Annotated in this window: 20 protein-coding genes and 1 pseudogene; 2 read left to right on the top strand and 19 right to left on the bottom strand. The window is 47.8% G+C overall.

Annotated elements, in window-relative coordinates; all coding sequences use genetic code 11:
• Positions 1 to 28: 28 nt before the first annotated feature.
• The gene (locus ACX1C1_RS18665; protein WP_458953683.1) at positions 29 to 889 is read left to right on the top strand and encodes a YitT family protein; all 861 of its coding nucleotides are present in this window, start codon (positions 29 to 31) and stop codon (positions 887 to 889) included.
• 1 nt (position 890) lies between these two features.
• On the opposite strand, the gene ACX1C1_RS18660 is transcribed toward ACX1C1_RS18665, so the two are convergent.
• The 12 genes from ACX1C1_RS18660 to ACX1C1_RS18605 all read right to left on the bottom strand — a co-directional run bounded on the left by ACX1C1_RS18660 (position 891) and on the right by ACX1C1_RS18605 (position 9,329).
• Positions 891 to 1,787 (bottom strand): sporulation protein YpjB, encoded by an 897-nt coding sequence (locus tag ACX1C1_RS18660; RefSeq protein ID WP_458953682.1) that lies wholly within the window; start codon positions 1,785 to 1,787, stop codon positions 891 to 893.
• Positions 1,788 to 1,844: 57 nt separating this feature from the next.
• Complete coding sequence (locus ACX1C1_RS18655; protein WP_458953681.1) at positions 1,845 to 2,480, bottom strand: DUF1405 domain-containing protein; 636 nt, start codon at positions 2,478 to 2,480, stop codon at positions 1,845 to 1,847.
• 60 nt (positions 2,481 to 2,540) lie between these two features.
• Positions 2,541 to 3,389: a menaquinol-cytochrome c reductase cytochrome b/c subunit gene (locus ACX1C1_RS18650; RefSeq protein ID WP_458953680.1), complete on the bottom strand. Its 849-nt coding sequence runs from the start codon at positions 3,387 to 3,389 to the stop codon at positions 2,541 to 2,543.
• A 19-nt stretch (positions 3,390 to 3,408) separates the two neighbouring features.
• On the bottom strand, positions 3,409 to 4,080 hold the full coding sequence (gene qcrB / locus ACX1C1_RS18645; RefSeq protein WP_458953679.1) for a menaquinol-cytochrome c reductase cytochrome b subunit: 672 nt from the start codon (positions 4,078 to 4,080) through the stop codon (positions 3,409 to 3,411).
• 16 nt (positions 4,081 to 4,096) lie between these two features.
• Positions 4,097 to 4,627, bottom strand: a complete 531-nt coding sequence (locus ACX1C1_RS18640) for a QcrA and Rieske domain-containing protein (protein ID WP_458953678.1) — start codon at positions 4,625 to 4,627, stop codon at positions 4,097 to 4,099.
• Positions 4,628 to 4,866: 239 nt separating this feature from the next.
• Positions 4,867 to 5,289, bottom strand: a complete 423-nt coding sequence (locus ACX1C1_RS18635; RefSeq protein WP_458953677.1) for a DUF2487 family protein — start codon at positions 5,287 to 5,289, stop codon at positions 4,867 to 4,869.
• A gap of 116 nt (positions 5,290 to 5,405) precedes the next feature.
• Positions 5,406 to 5,585 carry an IDEAL domain-containing protein gene (locus ACX1C1_RS18630; protein WP_458953676.1) on the bottom strand — a complete coding sequence of 60 codons (180 nt, stop codon included), beginning with the start codon at positions 5,583 to 5,585 and terminating at the stop codon, positions 5,406 to 5,408.
• A gap of 23 nt (positions 5,586 to 5,608) precedes the next feature.
• On the bottom strand, positions 5,609 to 6,115 hold the full coding sequence (locus tag ACX1C1_RS18625; protein WP_458953675.1) for a gamma carbonic anhydrase family protein: 507 nt from the start codon (positions 6,113 to 6,115) through the stop codon (positions 5,609 to 5,611).
• Positions 6,116 to 6,178: 63 nt separating this feature from the next.
• Positions 6,179 to 7,330: a hypothetical protein gene (locus ACX1C1_RS18620; RefSeq protein ID WP_458953674.1), complete on the bottom strand. Its 1,152-nt coding sequence runs from the start codon at positions 7,328 to 7,330 to the stop codon at positions 6,179 to 6,181.
• Between the two features lie 184 nt (positions 7,331 to 7,514).
• Positions 7,515 to 8,102, bottom strand: a complete 588-nt coding sequence (locus tag ACX1C1_RS18615; RefSeq protein WP_458957718.1) for a histidine phosphatase family protein — start codon at positions 8,100 to 8,102, stop codon at positions 7,515 to 7,517.
• 28 nt (positions 8,103 to 8,130) lie between these two features.
• Complete coding sequence (locus ACX1C1_RS18610) at positions 8,131 to 8,736, bottom strand: anti-sigma factor family protein (RefSeq protein WP_458953673.1); 606 nt, start codon at positions 8,734 to 8,736, stop codon at positions 8,131 to 8,133.
• The gene (locus ACX1C1_RS18605) at positions 8,733 to 9,329 is read right to left on the bottom strand and encodes an RNA polymerase sigma factor (RefSeq protein WP_458953672.1); all 597 of its coding nucleotides are present in this window, start codon (positions 9,327 to 9,329) and stop codon (positions 8,733 to 8,735) included. Before ACX1C1_RS18605 ends, ACX1C1_RS18610 begins: the two co-directional genes overlap by 4 nt.
• Positions 9,330 to 9,850: 521 nt before the next feature.
• On the opposite strand from ACX1C1_RS18605, the pseudogene ACX1C1_RS18600 reads away from it, so the two are divergent.
• Positions 9,851 to 11,007: pseudogene (locus tag ACX1C1_RS18600) on the top strand (IS110 family RNA-guided transposase).
• 390 nt (positions 11,008 to 11,397) lie between these two features.
• Here the strand turns inward: ACX1C1_RS18600 and ACX1C1_RS18595 are convergent.
• The 7 genes from ACX1C1_RS18595 to trpD form a co-directional block, all read right to left on the bottom strand.
• Positions 11,398 to 12,489 carry a prephenate dehydrogenase gene (locus tag ACX1C1_RS18595; RefSeq protein WP_458953671.1) on the bottom strand — a complete coding sequence of 364 codons (1,092 nt, stop codon included), beginning with the start codon at positions 12,487 to 12,489 and terminating at the stop codon, positions 11,398 to 11,400.
• Positions 12,490 to 12,499: 10 nt separating this feature from the next.
• Positions 12,500 to 13,591: a histidinol-phosphate transaminase gene (gene hisC, locus ACX1C1_RS18590; protein WP_458953670.1), complete on the bottom strand. Its 1,092-nt coding sequence runs from the start codon at positions 13,589 to 13,591 to the stop codon at positions 12,500 to 12,502.
• Positions 13,592 to 13,749: 158 nt separating this feature from the next.
• Entirely contained in the window at positions 13,750 to 14,556 is an 807-nt protein-coding gene (gene trpA, locus ACX1C1_RS18585) for a tryptophan synthase subunit alpha (protein ID WP_458953669.1), read from the bottom strand.
• Complete coding sequence (gene trpB / locus ACX1C1_RS18580; protein ID WP_458953668.1) at positions 14,543 to 15,748, bottom strand: tryptophan synthase subunit beta; 1,206 nt, start codon at positions 15,746 to 15,748, stop codon at positions 14,543 to 14,545. The genes trpA and trpB overlap by 14 nt, the downstream gene beginning before the upstream one ends.
• Complete coding sequence (locus ACX1C1_RS18575) at positions 15,745 to 16,434, bottom strand: phosphoribosylanthranilate isomerase (protein WP_458953667.1); 690 nt, start codon at positions 16,432 to 16,434, stop codon at positions 15,745 to 15,747. Before ACX1C1_RS18575 ends, trpB begins: the two co-directional genes overlap by 4 nt.
• Positions 16,431 to 17,228: an indole-3-glycerol phosphate synthase TrpC gene (gene trpC / locus ACX1C1_RS18570; RefSeq protein WP_458953666.1), complete on the bottom strand. Its 798-nt coding sequence runs from the start codon at positions 17,226 to 17,228 to the stop codon at positions 16,431 to 16,433. The genes ACX1C1_RS18575 and trpC overlap by 4 nt, the downstream gene beginning before the upstream one ends.
• On the bottom strand, positions 17,218 to 18,264 hold the full coding sequence (gene trpD, locus ACX1C1_RS18565) for an anthranilate phosphoribosyltransferase (protein WP_458953665.1): 1,047 nt from the start codon (positions 18,262 to 18,264) through the stop codon (positions 17,218 to 17,220). Before trpD ends, trpC begins: the two co-directional genes overlap by 11 nt.
• Between the last annotated feature and the right edge of the window lies 1 nt (position 18,265).

The raw sequence follows: 18,265 nt of genomic DNA, 5'->3' as shown, positions 1-18,265 counted from the left end.
CGAAAATTTGAAGGGAGTTTTACTTTTTATGTCTCGCATCCTGCTACAGGCCAGACTAATCTTGCCTATCCTCCTTGGTACGGCTGTTTACGCGTTTGGCCTGCAATATTTCCTGCTACCGAATTCGTTGATGGAAGGCGGCGTCACAGGTATCGGCGTCCTGCTTAATTATGCTGCCGGTTGGCCGCTATCGATTACGACACTCCTTCTTAACATTCCGCTGTTCCTTCTTGGCTGGAGGGCACTCGGCAAGACTCAGATGCTCTACACCATAATCGGCACTGTTTCTCTGTCACTGTTTCTTGCTTTATTCGAAACCATGACCAAACAGGGTTGGATCGTACCTTTCCAGAGCACGAACGATAGCATGCTGATCGCGTTATACGCTGGAGCGACGCTTGGTACTGGTCTCGGTATCGTATTCCGATTCGGCGGCACGACCGGCGGAATCGACATCATCGCCAGAATCTTATCCAGACGCGGACTCAGCATGGGTCAGATCATTCTCATGTTCGATGCGATTATTATTGGGATATCGATGCTGTACATATCGTTAGAGAAGGTTCTATACACGCTCGTCGTCGTGTTTATCGCATCCAAAATCATCGACTTTATTCAAGATGGTGCTTATTCAGCAAAGGCGTTCTCCATCTTCTCGGATCATAGTGCCGTGATTGCAAAACAAATAACGATCGAGCTGGAGCGAGGTGTCACATTAATGCCTGCGAAGGGCGCATTCTCCGGACAAAACAAAGAGATCGTCTATTGCGTCGTCGGACGGTTCGAAACTCGCCGTCTCAAAACAATCGTTCGCAATATCGATCCCAGAGCGTTTATCGTAATCGCAGATGTCCATGACGTGCTTGGTGAAGGCTTCAAAGAAGAATAAGTTATTTGATTGATTTGACGCCATAAGGCTTCTGCTTATATTTGCGCCAACCAACAAACGTGAGTACAGCTGATATGAGAGTTCCGATAAAAAACGACCACTGCAATGGATATATGGAAGGCGCTTCTGTCAAAGCAGCCAACGCCGCCACATCATCTTTAGCATCCATCTGAAAGATGTTATCAATGGCTACAGAGGCCCCTTCAAGGGATTGAAGCGCAGTACGCAATTCTGTTGCCGAAGCGCTATTATTATCTTTCATCAATGCGATTAACTTTTCCGAATAAGCTAAACGCTGTTTGAGCTCGTCCATACGCAGCGCTTGTCCATTCATCGCTGCTGAAGGCTCAATCCGATTGACATGCGCCGACATCGTCGCCATTAAAGCTAGAGCGGCATTAGCCGCTGACTCCCGATCATCCGTACTGCGCTTCAACGCTTGTCCAACAAGCTGAACATCATCTTGCAGCAGTCTTCTATATTGATACCATAACGAACCGCTGCCGGCTGTTACGGCATCAATCGCCAGCCTAACCCGTGCAGCGCGTTCCCTCCACTCTGTATGAGAAATGCCCTTTATTAGCGCCGATTCAATAACGACAAGATCTTCGCTCAGCTTCTCCCAGCCTGTCTCATCTCCGTAGGAAAGAAGCAACTCATTCTTTAACCCCTTTTGAAGCTTCTGCACTTGCGCGTAAGCATATTGTCGATTATTTTCGTTTGCTGCACCATATAACGCTACTGCTGTTTCATCCATACGAAATAACATGTCATATGGTCGATCAGCGAATGGAAACATCAAATTGGCTGTCGGTGCTGGTCCGCCCCAAACGACGCTTACCGATCCGATCGTCATGAAGACACATATAACAAATGGAACTATAATTCGCGTTTTCACGGACATCCCCCCATAAAAAAGCATATGAGGAATGGGCCAAGCTTATGCCATTTACTTCTACTTCTGTCGCAAACGTAATCGCCCAACCAACCAGGCCATCACGAAGCTTGCCACTGATAAGCCGTATGTGAATTGCTTAACGGCCTCTCGATCGTCTTCAAGCTCATCTGGCAGCCATGGATTAACATGAAGTGTGTAATCGACCGTATCATTGATTAGCAACCATGCTAACGCTATCGCTAAAGCCTTTGTACCTGCTTTCATAAATCGGTAATAAAGCAGCGCTTCGACAGCCATTGCCAAGTGAGATGCCATCAGCATATAATGCGTCCAGTTCAATTCATCGCCTTGAGCTGCGCCAGCTACGATCATCGCGACGGCCCATATACCATATTTGACGGAACAGACAACGGCCAGCGCCTCAATAATGACTCTGGCTCCATAAGCGAATCTCGAAGGTTTGGGCATAGGGAACAACAAATATAACAACGCCATCGTGAAAAATAAGCTGGCAGTTGGTGAGTCCGGCACAAAAGGAATCGTCCAGTCGGGCTTATTGATAACCGTCCATTGCAGTTGGCTGTCATACCAGATATAACCATAGACTGTTCCGAGTAAATTGACGATAAACAATAACCATAAGAACGGACGATTGAGCAAAAAGCTCTTGCTCCAGAAGAATGAAAGTTGCATCTCGTCTTTCCTTTCAAAAAAAACCTGACCGTATACTACCGATCAGGTTTCTTATGTTTATTATTGTGTTTGCTTAGTTAGCCAAACTGCAAGTGTATCGATCTCTTCGGCAGATAAATTACCTTCGTAAGCCGGCATCGCATTACGACCTTTAGTAATCGTTTCTGCGATTTCCTCTTTGCTCAGTCGGTTACCGACACCGAGCAAGGCAGGGCCTACCGAGCCGTTAAGATCTGTGGCATGGCAGCCGATACATTGTGCTTGTACGATCTCCATAGCTGGGTCGTCTGCTTCAATAATAGCGGCCGCTTTCTTAAGCGGATTCGGTCTTGGCTCACCGCGTTCATGAGCCTCGCGCGCCTTCTCTTCACGTACGTGATGCTCCGGCGTCTGACCGTTCTTCTCGAGCATGTGCTGGTAGTGATCCCAAGATACAACCGTCAAATATACGCAAGCCGCAAGTGTAAGCATCATCAGCGACGATGCGATTGGACGGCGATAGAAACGGCGTTCTTTGCCTGTGTCCAGGAATGGCGCCAGCAGCAATGCGCCGAACAAAATAGTAGGAATACCCAATGTACCTAATAAGATATACTCCTGGGATACATATGGATATTTCAAAAATTGATACAGGAACAAGAAGTACCAGTCCGGCATCGGGATAAACGCGGTATTGGTTGGATCCGCGGGATAACCGAGCGGAGCAGGTTCTGCAATCGTCCATACCAAGAATGCGACGAGCACAAGACAACCGACCATCCATTCCTTAAGCAGGAAGTTCGGTATGAAGGCTTCCGACTTGCCTGGGAACGAGGTGTAGTCCGGAGGCGTCTGTATGCCTTTGCCCTTCTTGACCCTTGAGTCGCCGACATAAACGACCTTCTCGTTCGATTTATGACCATGCGCCATAAGTAAGCCCTCCCTTCGCTTAAAGTGGTCCTGAAATGCCTTGCTTCCGGATCATCAGGAAATGCGCAGCCAGCATGGCGATTAGCGCACCTGGCAAGAAGAATACGTGAATCGCGAAGAAGCGAGTCAACGTTTGCGCGCCTACGATATCGCCGCCGTACAGGAAGTCGGCGATATACGATCCGATGTAAGGAACGGATGCCGCGATTTCAACCCCTACTTTAGTTGCGTAGTAAGCTTTGTTGTCCCAAGGAAGCAGGTAACCTGTGAAACCCAGGCCCAACATGATAAAGAAAATCAGCATTCCGACTACCCAGTTCATCTCACGCGGCGCCTTGTAAGAGCCAGTGAAGAATACACGAAGCGTATGTAGGAACATCATTACGATTACCAAGCTCGCACCGAAGTGATGCATACCACGGACAATTTGTCCAAATGCGACTTGGTGCTGCAGGAAGTCAACGCTCGCATAAGCATTGATAACATCCGGCACGTAGTACATGGTCAGGAACATACCCGACAGGATTTGAATTACCGTGATGAAGAACGTCAAACCGCCGAAGCAATAAACGAAGGCCGAGAAGTGATGTGCGGGATTGACATGCTCCGGCACTTCATGGTCTGCCACGTCTCTCCAAAGCGGCGTAATGTCAAGACGTTCGTCAATCCAGTTGTATACATTCTTAAACATCTGTCATTCGCCCTCCTTAGAATCTGCTGTTCGGTTTAATCGCTCCAAGGTAAATATACCCTGCTTCAATATTGACATCATACTCGTCGAGCGGCGTATTGGCGACTGCCAAGTTCTTGCCGTCCTTCGTGTACCGCGCATCGTGACATGGACAATCGTACTCGTTCTGACCTTTCGCATTCCAAGCAATTGTACAGCCTAGATGCTTACAGATCGGTGAAAGTGCGAAGACTTCTCCATTGTCGTTCTTGGAGATCCATGCAACCAGCTCCGGTTCGCTTTCGTACCATCCGTCAACCTGATGAATTTTGAATTTAAATTCTTGCGGTTCGTTAGTAATCTTGCTCTCCTCAACCACTTTAACGAACGTGCCTTCGCCCTTCTTCTTAAGAAGAGGATCCACCGCAAACCGTACCATCGGCAGTACCGCGCCACCCATCATGAAGGCCGTTGTGCCGCCAAGCGTATATGACAAAAATTGACGCCGGGACATTTCTTTGCGCTGAACCGGACGATGCGACGTCTCGTGTTGTTCATGATTACTCATCTTCTGTTCTAACCCCCCTTTGCCAACCATATCTCGCGTCTTGCCGCACGGCAAAAACACATGACGAACTAGGACATTACTTATAATAGCCTAGGTGCTTGGGAGCGTCAAGAATATGGCCCGATATTTGCGTCATTCTGGAAATCGCGTTCAATAATTTGTTGTCAATTTGTCACATTTGACCTGCTATGGCATTTGTTTTCCCCAAAATTCGATTATATTATACAGAACTGCTTGTATTATGCAGGTGATGCGCTGCTCCATAACGCCTTGACTTGCTGTGCAACAATCGAAGGATCTGGGCGCTCACCGCTCGATTCTGGATTGAGGATGAGATCAGCATTACATGCGGTCAAATTCAGGTTATTGTTGGCTGCCGCCACTATGACATATTTGAAGCCGGATGCCTTTAACCGTTCGATTATGGCAGCCAAGCCATTCATAGATTCATCTCCCAAGTCGTAATGACATGCAGGATAAGTGACCACCCGCCCCTTAAATGGCATTTCGACGAGATCCAGCATGTCTCTGAGCGCCTCTAACCGCTCCGTTGCTTCATATGGCTTCTCTGACCCCGTCATCCCCGTAATGGGCAGCAAACACGTATCCAGATAAGGAGATAGCTCGTCCCACTGTTCCTTCTCAATGTCGCTGAATTTCAAAGTATTCTCCCCGTTTCCTATCAATTCATGATTGCTAACCTTTCCATTCTACAAAAGAAAGCCTCCACGCGCTAGTGGCGAAAATCGCCGAACTAGACTGGAAGCTTCTCTGTTAATTATTTGAGCTTGTTCATCTGCTTGACCAGACGATAAAACGTATCCTCATCCCCGTCAGCAAGCGCTTTGTCAATGGCATTGTTTAATTGTACGGTCTGAAACTTAAGGACTGCTTCATCAAGCACAAGTTCAGCAGCAAGCCCCAGCATGGCTTCATACGTAACTTTCATTTTGTCCATAGGATACACCTCCACACCGGCGCTTACGAGATCCTATATTCGATTCCTTTCGTCACATAGCTCTCCATCGTCCTTTTCATGCGCAGCAAATCGTCTTCTGTTAATTCTCTTACGACTTTGGCAGGTGACCCGAGAGAAAGCGTATAGGGTGGGATTATCTTGTTCTCCGTAACAATCGAACCGGCTCCTATTAAAGCATATTCACCAACGTCGGCGCCGTTAAGTACGATGGCCCCCATTCCGATTAATGTGCCCTTGCCTAGCTTGCATCCATGAACGATGGCGCTGTGACCAATAGACACTTCATCTTCAATGATTAGCGGCTGATCCGTATTCACATGCCCGACCACATTATCCTGTACATTACAGCGGTTACCGATCAAGATCGGTGCCAAATCACCGCGTAAGACTGCGTTGAACCATACGGTCGATGATGCTCCAATCGATACATCACCGATTATTTTGGCGCCTTCTGCCACGTAACTTTCAAGACCGAGCCTTGGCATAATTCCTTTGTAAGGCAACAACATTTCATATCCTCTCCCTCCTGATGGTAGGTGAGATTCTACCAATCGCTACCTTCAAAGTCAATGTTACCTGGCAAGTCCATTGCCTGATACGATAGCTAGGCCAGCCTTAGTCATTCTAACGACCGGTCCGTGCTCGGAATGTTCGCCTATCCGAAGCAATCCCAGGTGAATCATCATTGTCATAATCCGTGTTTCCAATATGGCGTCCGCTTCATCGTAATAGTAAGGTTTCACGAACGGGTACAGCACCTGCTTCAGTGATGCCGTCGTCACCCAATCCTCTGCCAAAGCATGCAGCCAGTGTACGAGCGATAGAAGGTTAACCACAGGTCCTTTGTACAACTTCAGCCAATATGCAAACATCGCTTCCAGCTCTTGCGGCGGTGATGCTTTCAGACGTTCAACGCCTTTATCCGTTAGGGCCAAGAAAGTCTGAGTTTCGCTAATATAACCTGTATTGCAGCAGAAGTCATAAAGGAAGGAGAAACGATCCGGATAGACATTAAAGTGCCTGCCGTAACCGAAACGCCATGAGCCCTTGCCCGGCATCTCCTCCTGCACACTCATTCGTTCCAACAGCTGCTGCAAAGAACGTTTATACATGGACCCGTCAGCACTAAGTTGAATTTCGTTATGGTACACAAAATGCAACAGATTTTTAACATCATCCTTCATCAAATCCTGCTCGTCTCTATAGATAGAGGGATCATCGGTATACATCAATTCTTGAGCGAACCTTCGCTTCAGCGTATCACGAAAACGGGTCTTAAGATCGCGCGGCACTTGAAACAAATATCGATTGGGTCCGCTAAATCCATTGAACAACCAGCCTTGATGCTTAAATCGTGCAATGACATCTCTTGGACTTGGCGGAGGAGTAGGTATTTGTTTTTTCTTGCTGCGCTTTGATTTTGTTCCTGCTGCTTCTTCGGCAGGGGGACCATCGATGCCGAATCGGGATTGCTGTACACGCGCGATCAAGTCCTCAAGGCTGTAGGATTCCCTCGTCTCGAAAAGCAGCGAATTCAGGAATCGAATTTCCTCTAGTTTCATGACACTGATTTGTTCATCGAATACGTCATGCCGACTTACGGTTGCGAGAATCGATTGTATCAACTCGTTTTTGGAATTGCCGTTGCATTCGCAGCGGTAAACATTTGCGATGCGGCTAAGCTGCCCGATGTCGGCGTATCCGAGCATGTCCGATAAGTTCATGGCTTACTCCTCTCTTCGCCCGGACACACGCTCAATCCCGACGAACATTCTTATTACCATTATTGGACAATTCCGAATTTTAATACCTCAACCACTCTCAGACGTTATTGCATCTCTGAAAGGCAGCAAATAAAAAAAACGCTGCGATTGTCGTAGACAACCCAGCGGTCATTTTGTTTCCCTATTATTGACATACGATATCCAAATGTTTTGTGCAATTATGGAGGATCGTCTCCCACTGACCTTCTTTTAGAGCAAGGATATTATAGGATAAGTTTCCTAACCGTTGATCGTCAATGGTCACACACATCTCTTGGAGCAATTGCGCAATAAAGCTGCCATGGGAAACGATCAGTATGTTGCGGCCGTCTTGTGCTGCTGCAAGTTCATTCATCACGAGCATTCCTCTTGCCCGCATGTCTTCGTCTCGCTCCGCACCGAGATCCAGCTTCCGCCAATCCTTGCCCCACTTGACTTCCCGCTGTTCAACCGTCGTCCCTTCAATCTGACCGAAAAACCGTTCGCGAAGTCGAACATCCGCATCAAGCAAAGGAATGTTCAGTCGATTGGCAATGACTTCAGCTGTCGTTCTCGCACGAGATAAATCGCTTGATAACACTGCATCCCATATTTTTTCTTCCGATACCAATCGTTCTGCAAGTGCTGCAGCCTGTTGCAGCCCCTTTTCATTAAGCGGAATATCTGTCTGTCCCTGCAGGATACCACCCGCATTCCAATCCGTCTCTCCGTGCCGAACCAATCCGATCAACAACATCATTCACTCCTTCAATAACCTCTCATTAATGCCTTGTTCTAGACAACCAGTTCAGGATAAGCAGCGCCATAATGAGACCGAGAAGCGATAACGCTACGTAATATTGGGGGAACGTTGGCACGACCTGAAGGACGAAGGGATCACTAATGCTTGCGACCGGAACCTCCGCGTATAATCCCGCTGCACGGAATGCATTATCCCCTGTAACATTAACCGTTTCGATTAATCCTGTCATGGCTTGCATTTCTGCTTGGGACGGTGTTTCCCGATAATCGAATACAAAAACAAAAAACGCACAAGCAAACATCGCCATACATGCTGCGACCACAATGGCAATATTGCGTCGGAACGACTTGGAAAACTGATAGCTTTTGCTTGGCACGGGCATAAACCAGGATTGCTCGGCATAAATCCGATCCATTACGTTGCGCGTGACATGATCTGAAGGTCCGATTGGCAACGGCTCCTCCGAAAATTCACGAATCATGAGTTCGCTCTCTTCCCATACGCCGAACAGATCCGCGCACTCCTGACAATCAAGGAGATGCGCCTCCATCTCTATTCTATCCTGATCGTCCTCCGACATATCCCAATACATAGCGAATTTGTCCTGAACTTCCGCACATCTCATCTCATATTCATCCCCTCGAATGACTCCATCGCCGAAACTCCTCCGAAATATGGCTCGAGCTGCGCCTTCACGCTAGCTCTAGCGCGAAAAAGTAGCGACTTGACGGAGCTGACCGATTGCCCCAATATGTTTGCGATTTCTTGGTAATCGAGTTGGTCGTATTCTCGCAGAATGAGCGCGGAGCGTTGTTTCTCAGGCAGATTATTAATCGCATCTCTCACCATAGCCATACGTTCGTTGCGCAACAGCTGATGCTCTGGAGCCGAGTCAAGGGATGCAAGCGGTTCAAATCCAGCTTCGTCCAAAGATACATTGTTCGCTTTCCCTTTGCGCAGCTCACTTAGTACTGTATTGCGGGCGATCGTATATAACCATGTTGAAAAGGATGCATCCATCTCCCTGAAGGAATGTAAGCTCCTATAAGCTTTATAGAATGTCTCCGAACATAAATCTTCGGCAAGTAACTCCAGCTTCGAACTCTTCAGCATATGAAAGATAAAGGCCATGATTTTGCGCTGGTACCGCCCCATTAGCTCGGAATACAGCTCGACATTGCCATCCTTTATCTCACGTATAAGCTGGGAATCAGTCATGACAGGCGAACCTCCTCCACCTGCAAGTCATCCCCGGACCGTCTCATCATATTGTACCGATCCGAGAACAAAAAGTTGCGGTCGTCATGGTATAAAATCCGAATAACTCGGTTTATAACGTATTCGAGTTCTACAAGCAAATTCCTGCTTCTTTCGACATTAGGATAAAAAACCATGCGTTCCCAAATTATCCATGTCCTACTTATACATCCGTTTGTAATGATCACGTACACAATTGATCACTATTTCAAACAAAACTTCCATGGTCTTTCGCCCGCAACCCGTACATGAAAGTGGGGTTTAGTGTTTAAGGCGCGCTCCCATACTGGATAATACTGCGATTGGACAGAAATACGAAGTTTTTTTTGGTGGTTCGACCCTGTAAACAAAACTGTGAGGATCCGTTCTGTGCACAACCCGTTGCTAGCTCCGGCGATGTCTGCTGGATGACTGCGTACAGAAAAATGGAGATTTCCAGACGAATCCACCAATCGCACCATTTCTAATTGGGAGGTATTTGCATGGAAACATTAATTGCTCGTTGTGCTGGAATGGACGTTCACCAAGAATCCATTGTCGTCTGCGTGATGACCGGTGACGCTGCTGAGGCGCCTGAAGTCGTGACTCGAACGTTTCCGACGATGACTCGAAATTTATTCGAGCTCATGACATGGCTTGAATCGAAAGAAGTGACCCACATTGCGATGGAGAGCACCGGTATTTACTGGCGTCCCGTGTACAACATCCTTGAAGGTTACTTTGATATTACGTTGGCAAATGCACAACGCATCAAAAATGTGCCTGGACGTAAAACGGATGTCTCCGATGCGGAATGGATCGCCAAACTCTTACGCGTTGGCTTAATTGAAAAAAGTTTTGTTCCTTCTTCGGATTTACGCGAACTCCGGGAATTAACACGTCTTCGCAAGAAACGAATTGGAAGCTTAACCGCTGAAAAAAATCGGATACAAAAGCTTCTTGAATCTTCTAACATTAAGCTGGGAACGGTCATTTCAGATGTGTTTGGCGTATCGGGACGGAATCTGCTTGCACGTCTCGTGGAGCAAGGCTACATTGATCCTGATGACATCGAACATCGCATCCACCGGTCGGTGAAGCCGAAACTTCCTCGTTTGGCTGAATCCTTGTTCGGAACATTGACCGAGCATCAGATCATGCTGATTCGGAACTGTTGGAAACAAATTATCGACTTGGAGGCGTCAATTTCAGAGCTTGATGTGGCGATTACGAGCCATCTCGAACCGTACCAAGAAGAATTCACCCTTATTCAAACCATACCAGGTGTAAGTGCCAACACAGCTGCAAGTCTTATTGCTGAAATCGGCGTAGATATGAAGCAATTCCCCACTGCCGACCATTTGGCTTCCTGGGCTGGTGTTGCTCCGGGAAATAACGAAAGCGCTGGTAAAAAAAAAGTACACGCTCCATGAAAGGTAATCCGCATGTCAAAGCAACGCTCTGTGAAGCGACATGGGCTGCCGTCAAATCACGAAATACCATGCTCTCCACAACATTTTGGAGATTAGCATCACGACGCGGCAAGAAAAGAGCGCTCATCGCTACAGCTCGTAAAATACTCACCATTGTCTATCACATCATTCAAGAAAAACAAGGTTATATAGAAGGTGGCAAACAGCCGCGTTCAAAAGGGGCCTAACATTATTTCCAACTGAAATATTTTTATTCAAGACTTTGAAAAATTCAAAGCCCGGGCATCCTATTGTCTTTTTTCAAGAAAGAGCTACGTTCGTCAAAAGCTTCGTCGCACTCATGTTAGTACGTGCTAAATAGACTTTCACAGAAAAAAAAAACCACTCCGAGGAGTGGCCAGTCTCAATATGAGAACTGAAAGTATTGGATAGGAGTGGAGAGAAACCATACTGTACTTTTATTATATGTATACGCTTCCATCTTGTCAATAAGCGTTTTCATATTTTGAATTTATATTTAGAAAGCGTTTTCTCTCCTCTGGCAGCTTCGATAACCAAAAAACTCTTTGAACAGCAGCACTGAAACTGCCGATCAAAGAGTTTATCGTTAATCATACTTATTGGTGCACAGCATAACCTGTCCCATCAAGTAATACGATGGCTTGATCCAAATCGTCTTGCGTGCGGAAGGATAGTCGCATAACACCTGGCACATCTTCCCTGCTCTCGATAATTTGCAGATTGCTCAAATTAATTCGATTATTGCCTAACTCTGTTGCGATTTTGCCGATGATGCCAGGATGATCGGGCACGTCTACATAACAATCGTATACGGAGTGAATCATCCCTTTACGACGCTCCGGCATGCGACTGCGGAATTGCCCCGCATCGCGAAACGATTGCTCGATCTCTGCACCATTCTGTTCCTCTAACATACGTGCAAATCCTTCCATTCCCTGATTCCAGTCGCGTAGAAGTTTAAGCAGCACATGTCTATTATCCAGAAGAATATCACGCCATAATGCCGGATCTCCTGAGGCAATTCGTGTAATATCGCGGAAGCCGCCTGCAGCCAGCGATTCGTATAATCCATTACGTTCGTTGTAGCTGCGAACCTGATTCACTAACGCAACAGCGATCATATGCGGGAGATGACTGATAGCGCCCACGATATCATCATGGGAATCTGCGTCTACCTTCACAATGTTTGCTCTAGTATGAGTCAAAAGTTCCGTCAATCGATCGACAGCTTCAGGAGGTGTCGACTCGCTTGGCGTTAACACGTAGAACGCATTCTCAAGCAGATGGTATGAAGCAGCTTCTACTCCAGTGCGTTCCGATCCTGCCATTGGGTGTCCGCCAATAAACACCGCATCTGTTAAGTGCAGCGATTCGGCATACGAAGCCACCGAGGACTTGGTGCTGCCTACATCAGTTACAATACAGCCCTTTTTAAGATTGAAGCTGCTGATTTGTTTCAAATAATCTTGAAGCATTCCAACCGGTACACATAAGAATATAAAGTCCGCGGCCTCCGCGGCTTCTTGCACGGATGTCGTCCCTACATCAACGACACCACGTTGCAGGTACTTTTCAACGGAAGCTGGTCGATTGGAGTAGCCGATCACCTTGATTCCCGGTTTCCCTTTGAGGCACAAAGCGATCGATCCACCGATTAGTCCAACACCGATTATGGAAACAGTTATCATCCTAATTTATTTACACCGTCACTTCCTGCATGACTTGTTCAAGCTTAGTGATAAATGACTCGTTCTCCGCTTGTGTACCCACGCTCACCCGAATATATGTCGGGTAATAGGTCCAGCGTGCTCTCACGATAACACCTCGCCGCAACAAAGCGTCAAACACTTCTGGAGAAGGACGTTTCACATCAACCATAATGAAGTTACCGAAAGAAGGGAAGTAACGAAGTCCCATTCGATCGAAATGCGCTTGCAGATATCGTATGCCGGCCGCATTAGATTCACGGCAGGACTGCAAGAATGTATCGTCTTGAAGAGACGCTTTTGCTGCGCCTTGAGCGGCACGACTTGTGTTAAACGGTTCGCGTACCTGATTAATATAGCGGATCACGTCCGGATGGCCAATCCCGTATCCGATCCGCAGCGAAGCGAGTCCATAAATTTTAGAGAACGTACGAAGAACTAACAAGTTCCGATGCTCGCGTAACATGGATACACCATTACTATACGAGTCGTCATACACGTACTCACCATATGCCTCATCCAGAACGACAAGTACTTCGGTCGGCACTGCCTTCATGAATGCTGACAACTCTTCATGAGATACGATCGTCCCTGTTGGATTGTTTGGGTTGCAGATCCACAATACTTTCGTGCGCGATGTCACTTTGGCCAGCATTGCCGGCAAGTCGTGACGACCATCCTTTAGCGGAACTTCAACAATTCTTGCATTCTCCACTTCCGCGTTATGTTTGTATTGGGAGAAGGTCTCGTCAGCCATGATCGTCTCGTCTCCTGGAGCTAGAAACGCGCGAGCAGTCATCAGGATGATGTCGCTCGAACCTGCACCAAAGATAATTTGGTTCGTTTCTACTGACAGTTTCTCCGCTAATAATGCCGTCAACTCTACACTGGCACCATCCGGATATATATGCGTAAGCGACAAGCTCTGGATGACGGCCTCCTTGGCCAGCTCCGAACAACCGCTCGGATTTTCGTTGGAAGCAAGCTTGATGACTTCACTCAAGCCTAATTCTCTTTTCACGTCTTCAATCGGTTTCCCCGGCTGATACACGGGAAGATGGACGATGTTGCTTTTGGGCTGCATGTCGTCGTTCACCCCTTCAATAGATTCAATATCACAATAGCTATTTTGTATTGTCTCATATCTCTTTATTGATTTAAAGTAGTTTTGCAAATTCAAAGAGCCTCCCCTTTGCGGAGAGGCTCGCTGCATTATTTTAAGCCTTGTCTTAACAGTTCGTATTAACCCTTCAAGGATGCGACGAATTGACCGACTTTACGTAAGCCTTGCGATCTTGTATCCATGTCGCGCAGAAGCGGAAGCTGCTCCTCGATCTGTCTGACGATTGCGCTTCCTACGACAACACCATCACAAATCTGCTCGAACCGTTCGACTTGCTCCCGGCTAGAGATACCGAACCCGATACAGATCGGTTGATCGGTTGCTTCTTTGACCGTAGCTAAGAATTGATCGATATTGCTATGGAATTCAGCCCGTTCTCCAGTTACGCCAAGAGAAGATACACAATAAACAAAACCTTTTGCTTTACTTGCGATCCGCTTTACACGGTCCTTTGAAGTTGGAGCAACGAGTGGAATCAAATGAATATCCGCTTGCTCCGCCCGTTCGCGCACTTCCTCATCCTCTTCGATTGGCAAATCCGGGATGATAAGTCCACTGATTCCTTTACTCCGGACAAGCTCGAAGAACGCATCCAATCCGAACTGTAAGACAGGATTAAAGTAAGTAAATAAGATCAAAGGAATCGAAACGCCAGCTTGTCGCGCCAGCTCAGCAATACCAACACAATCACCCAACGTTACTGTACCCTGCAATGCCCGCTCCGAAGCTCGCTGGATTACTGGACCGTCTGCGAGCGGATCGGAATATGGAACTCCGAGCTCAATCATATCGGCGCCGGATCTCTCCAGCTCCTGCAGTAATGCAATTGTCGTATCTAGATCAGGGTCTCCAACCGTTATAAACGGGATAAGTGCTGAACGACCTTCCGCCTTCAGACTGGCGAATTTCGTATCAATGAGATTCATTGTTTTGGCCTCCCAGATACCCCATAATAGCTTCTACGTCTTTGTCACCGCGGCCGGACAAGCTGACTACGATAACTTTGTCCTTATCAAGCGTCGGAGCAAGTTTCAGTGTTTGGGCAATGGCGTGAGCCGACTCAAGCGCTGGTATAATTCCTTCGGTACGAGACAACAATTGCAACGCGTCCAGCGCTTCCGCATCGGTAATCGGAACATATTCGGCACGTCCCGAATCCTTAAGGTATGCATGCTCCGGACCAATACCAGGATAATCCAAGCCCGCAGAGATCGAGTGCGCAGGCAATACTTGCCCATGATCGTCTTGAAGAACGTAGCTCAGTGAACCCTGGAAAACACCATGACGTCCCTTCGTCATCGTCGCCGCATGTTCTTCGGTATGAACGCCTCTTCCTGCTGCCTCCACGCCTAACAATTTAACGGAATCATCATTTACGAACGGGTAGAAAATGCCCATTGCGTTGCTGCCGCCGCCAACAGCCGCTACAACGTAATCCGGCAGTCTGCCTTCAGCTCTCAGGATTTGATCGCGTGCTTCATCGCCGATGATCCGTTGGAAGTCGCGCACCATCATCGGGTATGGATGTGGACCAGTTACGGAACCAAGGATATAGTACGTATCATTCACATGGCTGACCCAGTAACGAAGCGTTTCGTTACAAGCGTCCTTCAGCGTTTTTGTTCCCGAGGTAACGGGTACAACTTCGGAACCCAGCAAGTTCATGCGGAAGACGTTCAATTGCTGACGTTTCATGTCCTCTTCGCCCATAAACACTTTACATTCTAGTCCCAGCAGCGCTGCAATAGTTGCTGAAGCAACACCATGTTGCCCCGCGCCTGTTTCAGCGATAATTTTGGTTTTGCCCATTCGTTTGGCAAGCACACCTTGACCAATCGTATTGTTGATCTTGTGAGCGCCTGTGTGATTAAGATCCTCCCTTTTCAGGTACACCTTAGCTCCGCCCAGTTGCTCACTCAAACGTTTGGCATAATATAGGGAGGTTGGTCTTCCCGAATATCGATGAAGCAATTCGCGGACTTCATCCTGGAACACAGGATCTGCCGAATAATGTTTATAGGCTTCTTCAAGCTCTAACAATGCGTTCATCAACGTCTCTGGCACGTACCGGCCGCCGAACTTGCCGAACCTGCCGCTTGCGTCTGGTATCTGTATCATGATTCTGTCACCTTTCTCACAAAAGCTCGTATTTTCTCGATATCCTTACGACCATCGCTCTCGACCCCGCTAGACACATCTACGCCGTCAGGGCCGAATGTTGCGATCAACTCACCTACATTTTCAACATGCAGTCCACCAGCCACATACAACGGCAAACCAGAGCTTGCTGCCGCAGTTCGATAAACTTCAATAGCTTGCCAATCAAAAGTCTGGCCCGTCCCACCTCCAGGCGCGTCAATGAGAATCGCGTCGATAGCACCTTCGTAGGCACTTATTTGCTTGGAGGCAACTTCGGTTTGCTCTGATGGTGGAAGACCATCCTTACCTACCGAAAACACACGCCAGATGATCGTATTCGGATGACTCTCTTTCAGCCTCTTACAATACTGCGGGCTTTCGCTTCCGTGTAATTGGACTATGTGTAAAGGAACAGAAGATAATAGTTCTTCCATTTCTATAATCGGCATATCAACGAAAACACCAACCGTTGAAGGCGGCAGGCATTCGGCAGCCTTGATCCGACCAGCCGCAGCTATTAAACTTGAGGCTTCCTGGCGCGAAACCTGTCTTTTGCTCGGCGCAAATACGAAACCTATCTCGTGAAACGGAAGTCCGTTCATCGCTTCAATTGTGCCGATATCCCTTAATCCACAAATCTTAATTCGAGTTACACTAGTACTCATCGTAATACGGGTCCCAATAATTGTTCGACGGCTGCCTGGACATTATCTTGGCGCATGAAGTGTTCACCGATCAACACGCCCTCTGCGCCAACTGATTGCAAGTAAGCTATATCCTCCGGTCCGGCAATTCCGCTCTCGCTAATGATCGTTACCCCAGCCGGCATGCCGCTGATCAATGTTTCGGTTGTTCGCAGATCCGTTACGAATGTTTTCAAATTCCGATTGTTGATGCCGATCAACGTCGCTTTCTCGATGGATACGACTCGCTCAAGCTCCTCGGCATCATGCACCTCCACCAGGACGTCCATATCGAGTGCGCGAGCTAGATCATAAAATTCAGCAAGCTGTTCCGTTGTCAGAATAGCGGCGATAAGCAGAATCGCATCCGCCCCGATCAATCTTGCTTCATAAATTTGTCTGTAATCAACAATAAAATCTTTGCGCAGCAAAGGAACTTTTACCGTTTGTTTGACCAGCGTTAGATAATCGTTATGGCCCTGGAAGTACTTCTGATCCGTTAGCACAGAGATACAATCCGTACCTGCCATCTCGTAGGATAGAGCCAATCCTGCAGGCTCAAAGTCGTCGCGAATGAGTCCTTTCGATGGAGATGCTTTTTTTACCTCAGCTATAAGCCCCAGCCCCCGGTGCCGTACACCGCGTTTAAGAGCCTGCTCGAAGCCGCGGCACGGCTCCATATCGGCAATGCGACGCTCGATATCCGATAACCAGAAGCGTCCAGCCAGCTCCTCCACTTCTTCCGCTTTGGTGGTTACGATTCGATCAAGAAACATGTGTCAACTCTCCTGTCATTTGAATAAGCTGTTTCAGTTTGTTTGCGGCTTTTCCGGTATCGATCACTTCCGCCGCGATGCTAACCCCTACTTTAATAGAAGATGCAAGTCCACCCACGTATAAGCATGCGCCGGCGTTGGCAAGCACAATATCGCGATAAGCGCCTGTTTCTTGGCCGTCAAAGATAGCGCGGATGATCCCCGCATTTACTTCCGGCTCGCCGCCCTTAACCTCGCTGATCGAATATCGTCGAAGTCCAAGATCCTCGGGCACTAGATCAAAAGTAGTAACGATTCCATCCTTGAGCTCGGATATTTGTGTAGCTGCCGAGATACTAATTTCATCAAGTCCATCATGGCTGCTGACGACTAATGCACGACTTAGACCCAGTTCACCTAAAACCTCTGCGATTGTTGCCGTCTTGGAGCGGTCGTACAGCCCTAATAGCTGTCTGTCCGCGCCTGCAGGGTTCGTTAATGGGCCAAGCATATTGAAGATCGTACGAATGCCTAATTCACGGCGCGGAGCCGCCGCATGTTTCAAAGATGGATGATACAATTGCGCAAACATAAAGCAGATACCAATCTCCTTTAAGCATACGGATGCTTGTTCAGGAGTCAAGCTGATCTGGACGCCTAACGCTTCGAGCACGTCTGCACTTCCCGTCTTGCCGGACATGGCCCGGTTGCCATGCTTTGCAACTCGTATACCAGAAGCCGCGGCAATAATAGAGGAAGCCGTCGAAATGTTGAACTTATGAATGCCGGAACCACCCGTTCCACAAGTATCCAGCAGCTCGCCGTGACCGGCCTGTACATGATTGCCGAAACTTCGCATAGCCTCAGCAAATCCTGTAATTTCGTCCTTTGTTTCGCCTTTCATTCGGAGTGCCGTGGCGATCGCGCCGATCTGGGCCGGAGAAGCATCACCGTTCATAATTGTCCCCATGATGCTGCTTGCTTCGCTTCGGGACAGGTGCTCGCCGCCGATTACTTTGGTCAATGCTTGCTGCAGGCTGATAACCGTTGTCTCCATC

The sequence above is a fragment of the Paenibacillus sp. strain BS8-2 genome (assembly GCF_054483835.1).
This window is presented reverse-complemented; position numbering and strand designations above follow the sequence as displayed.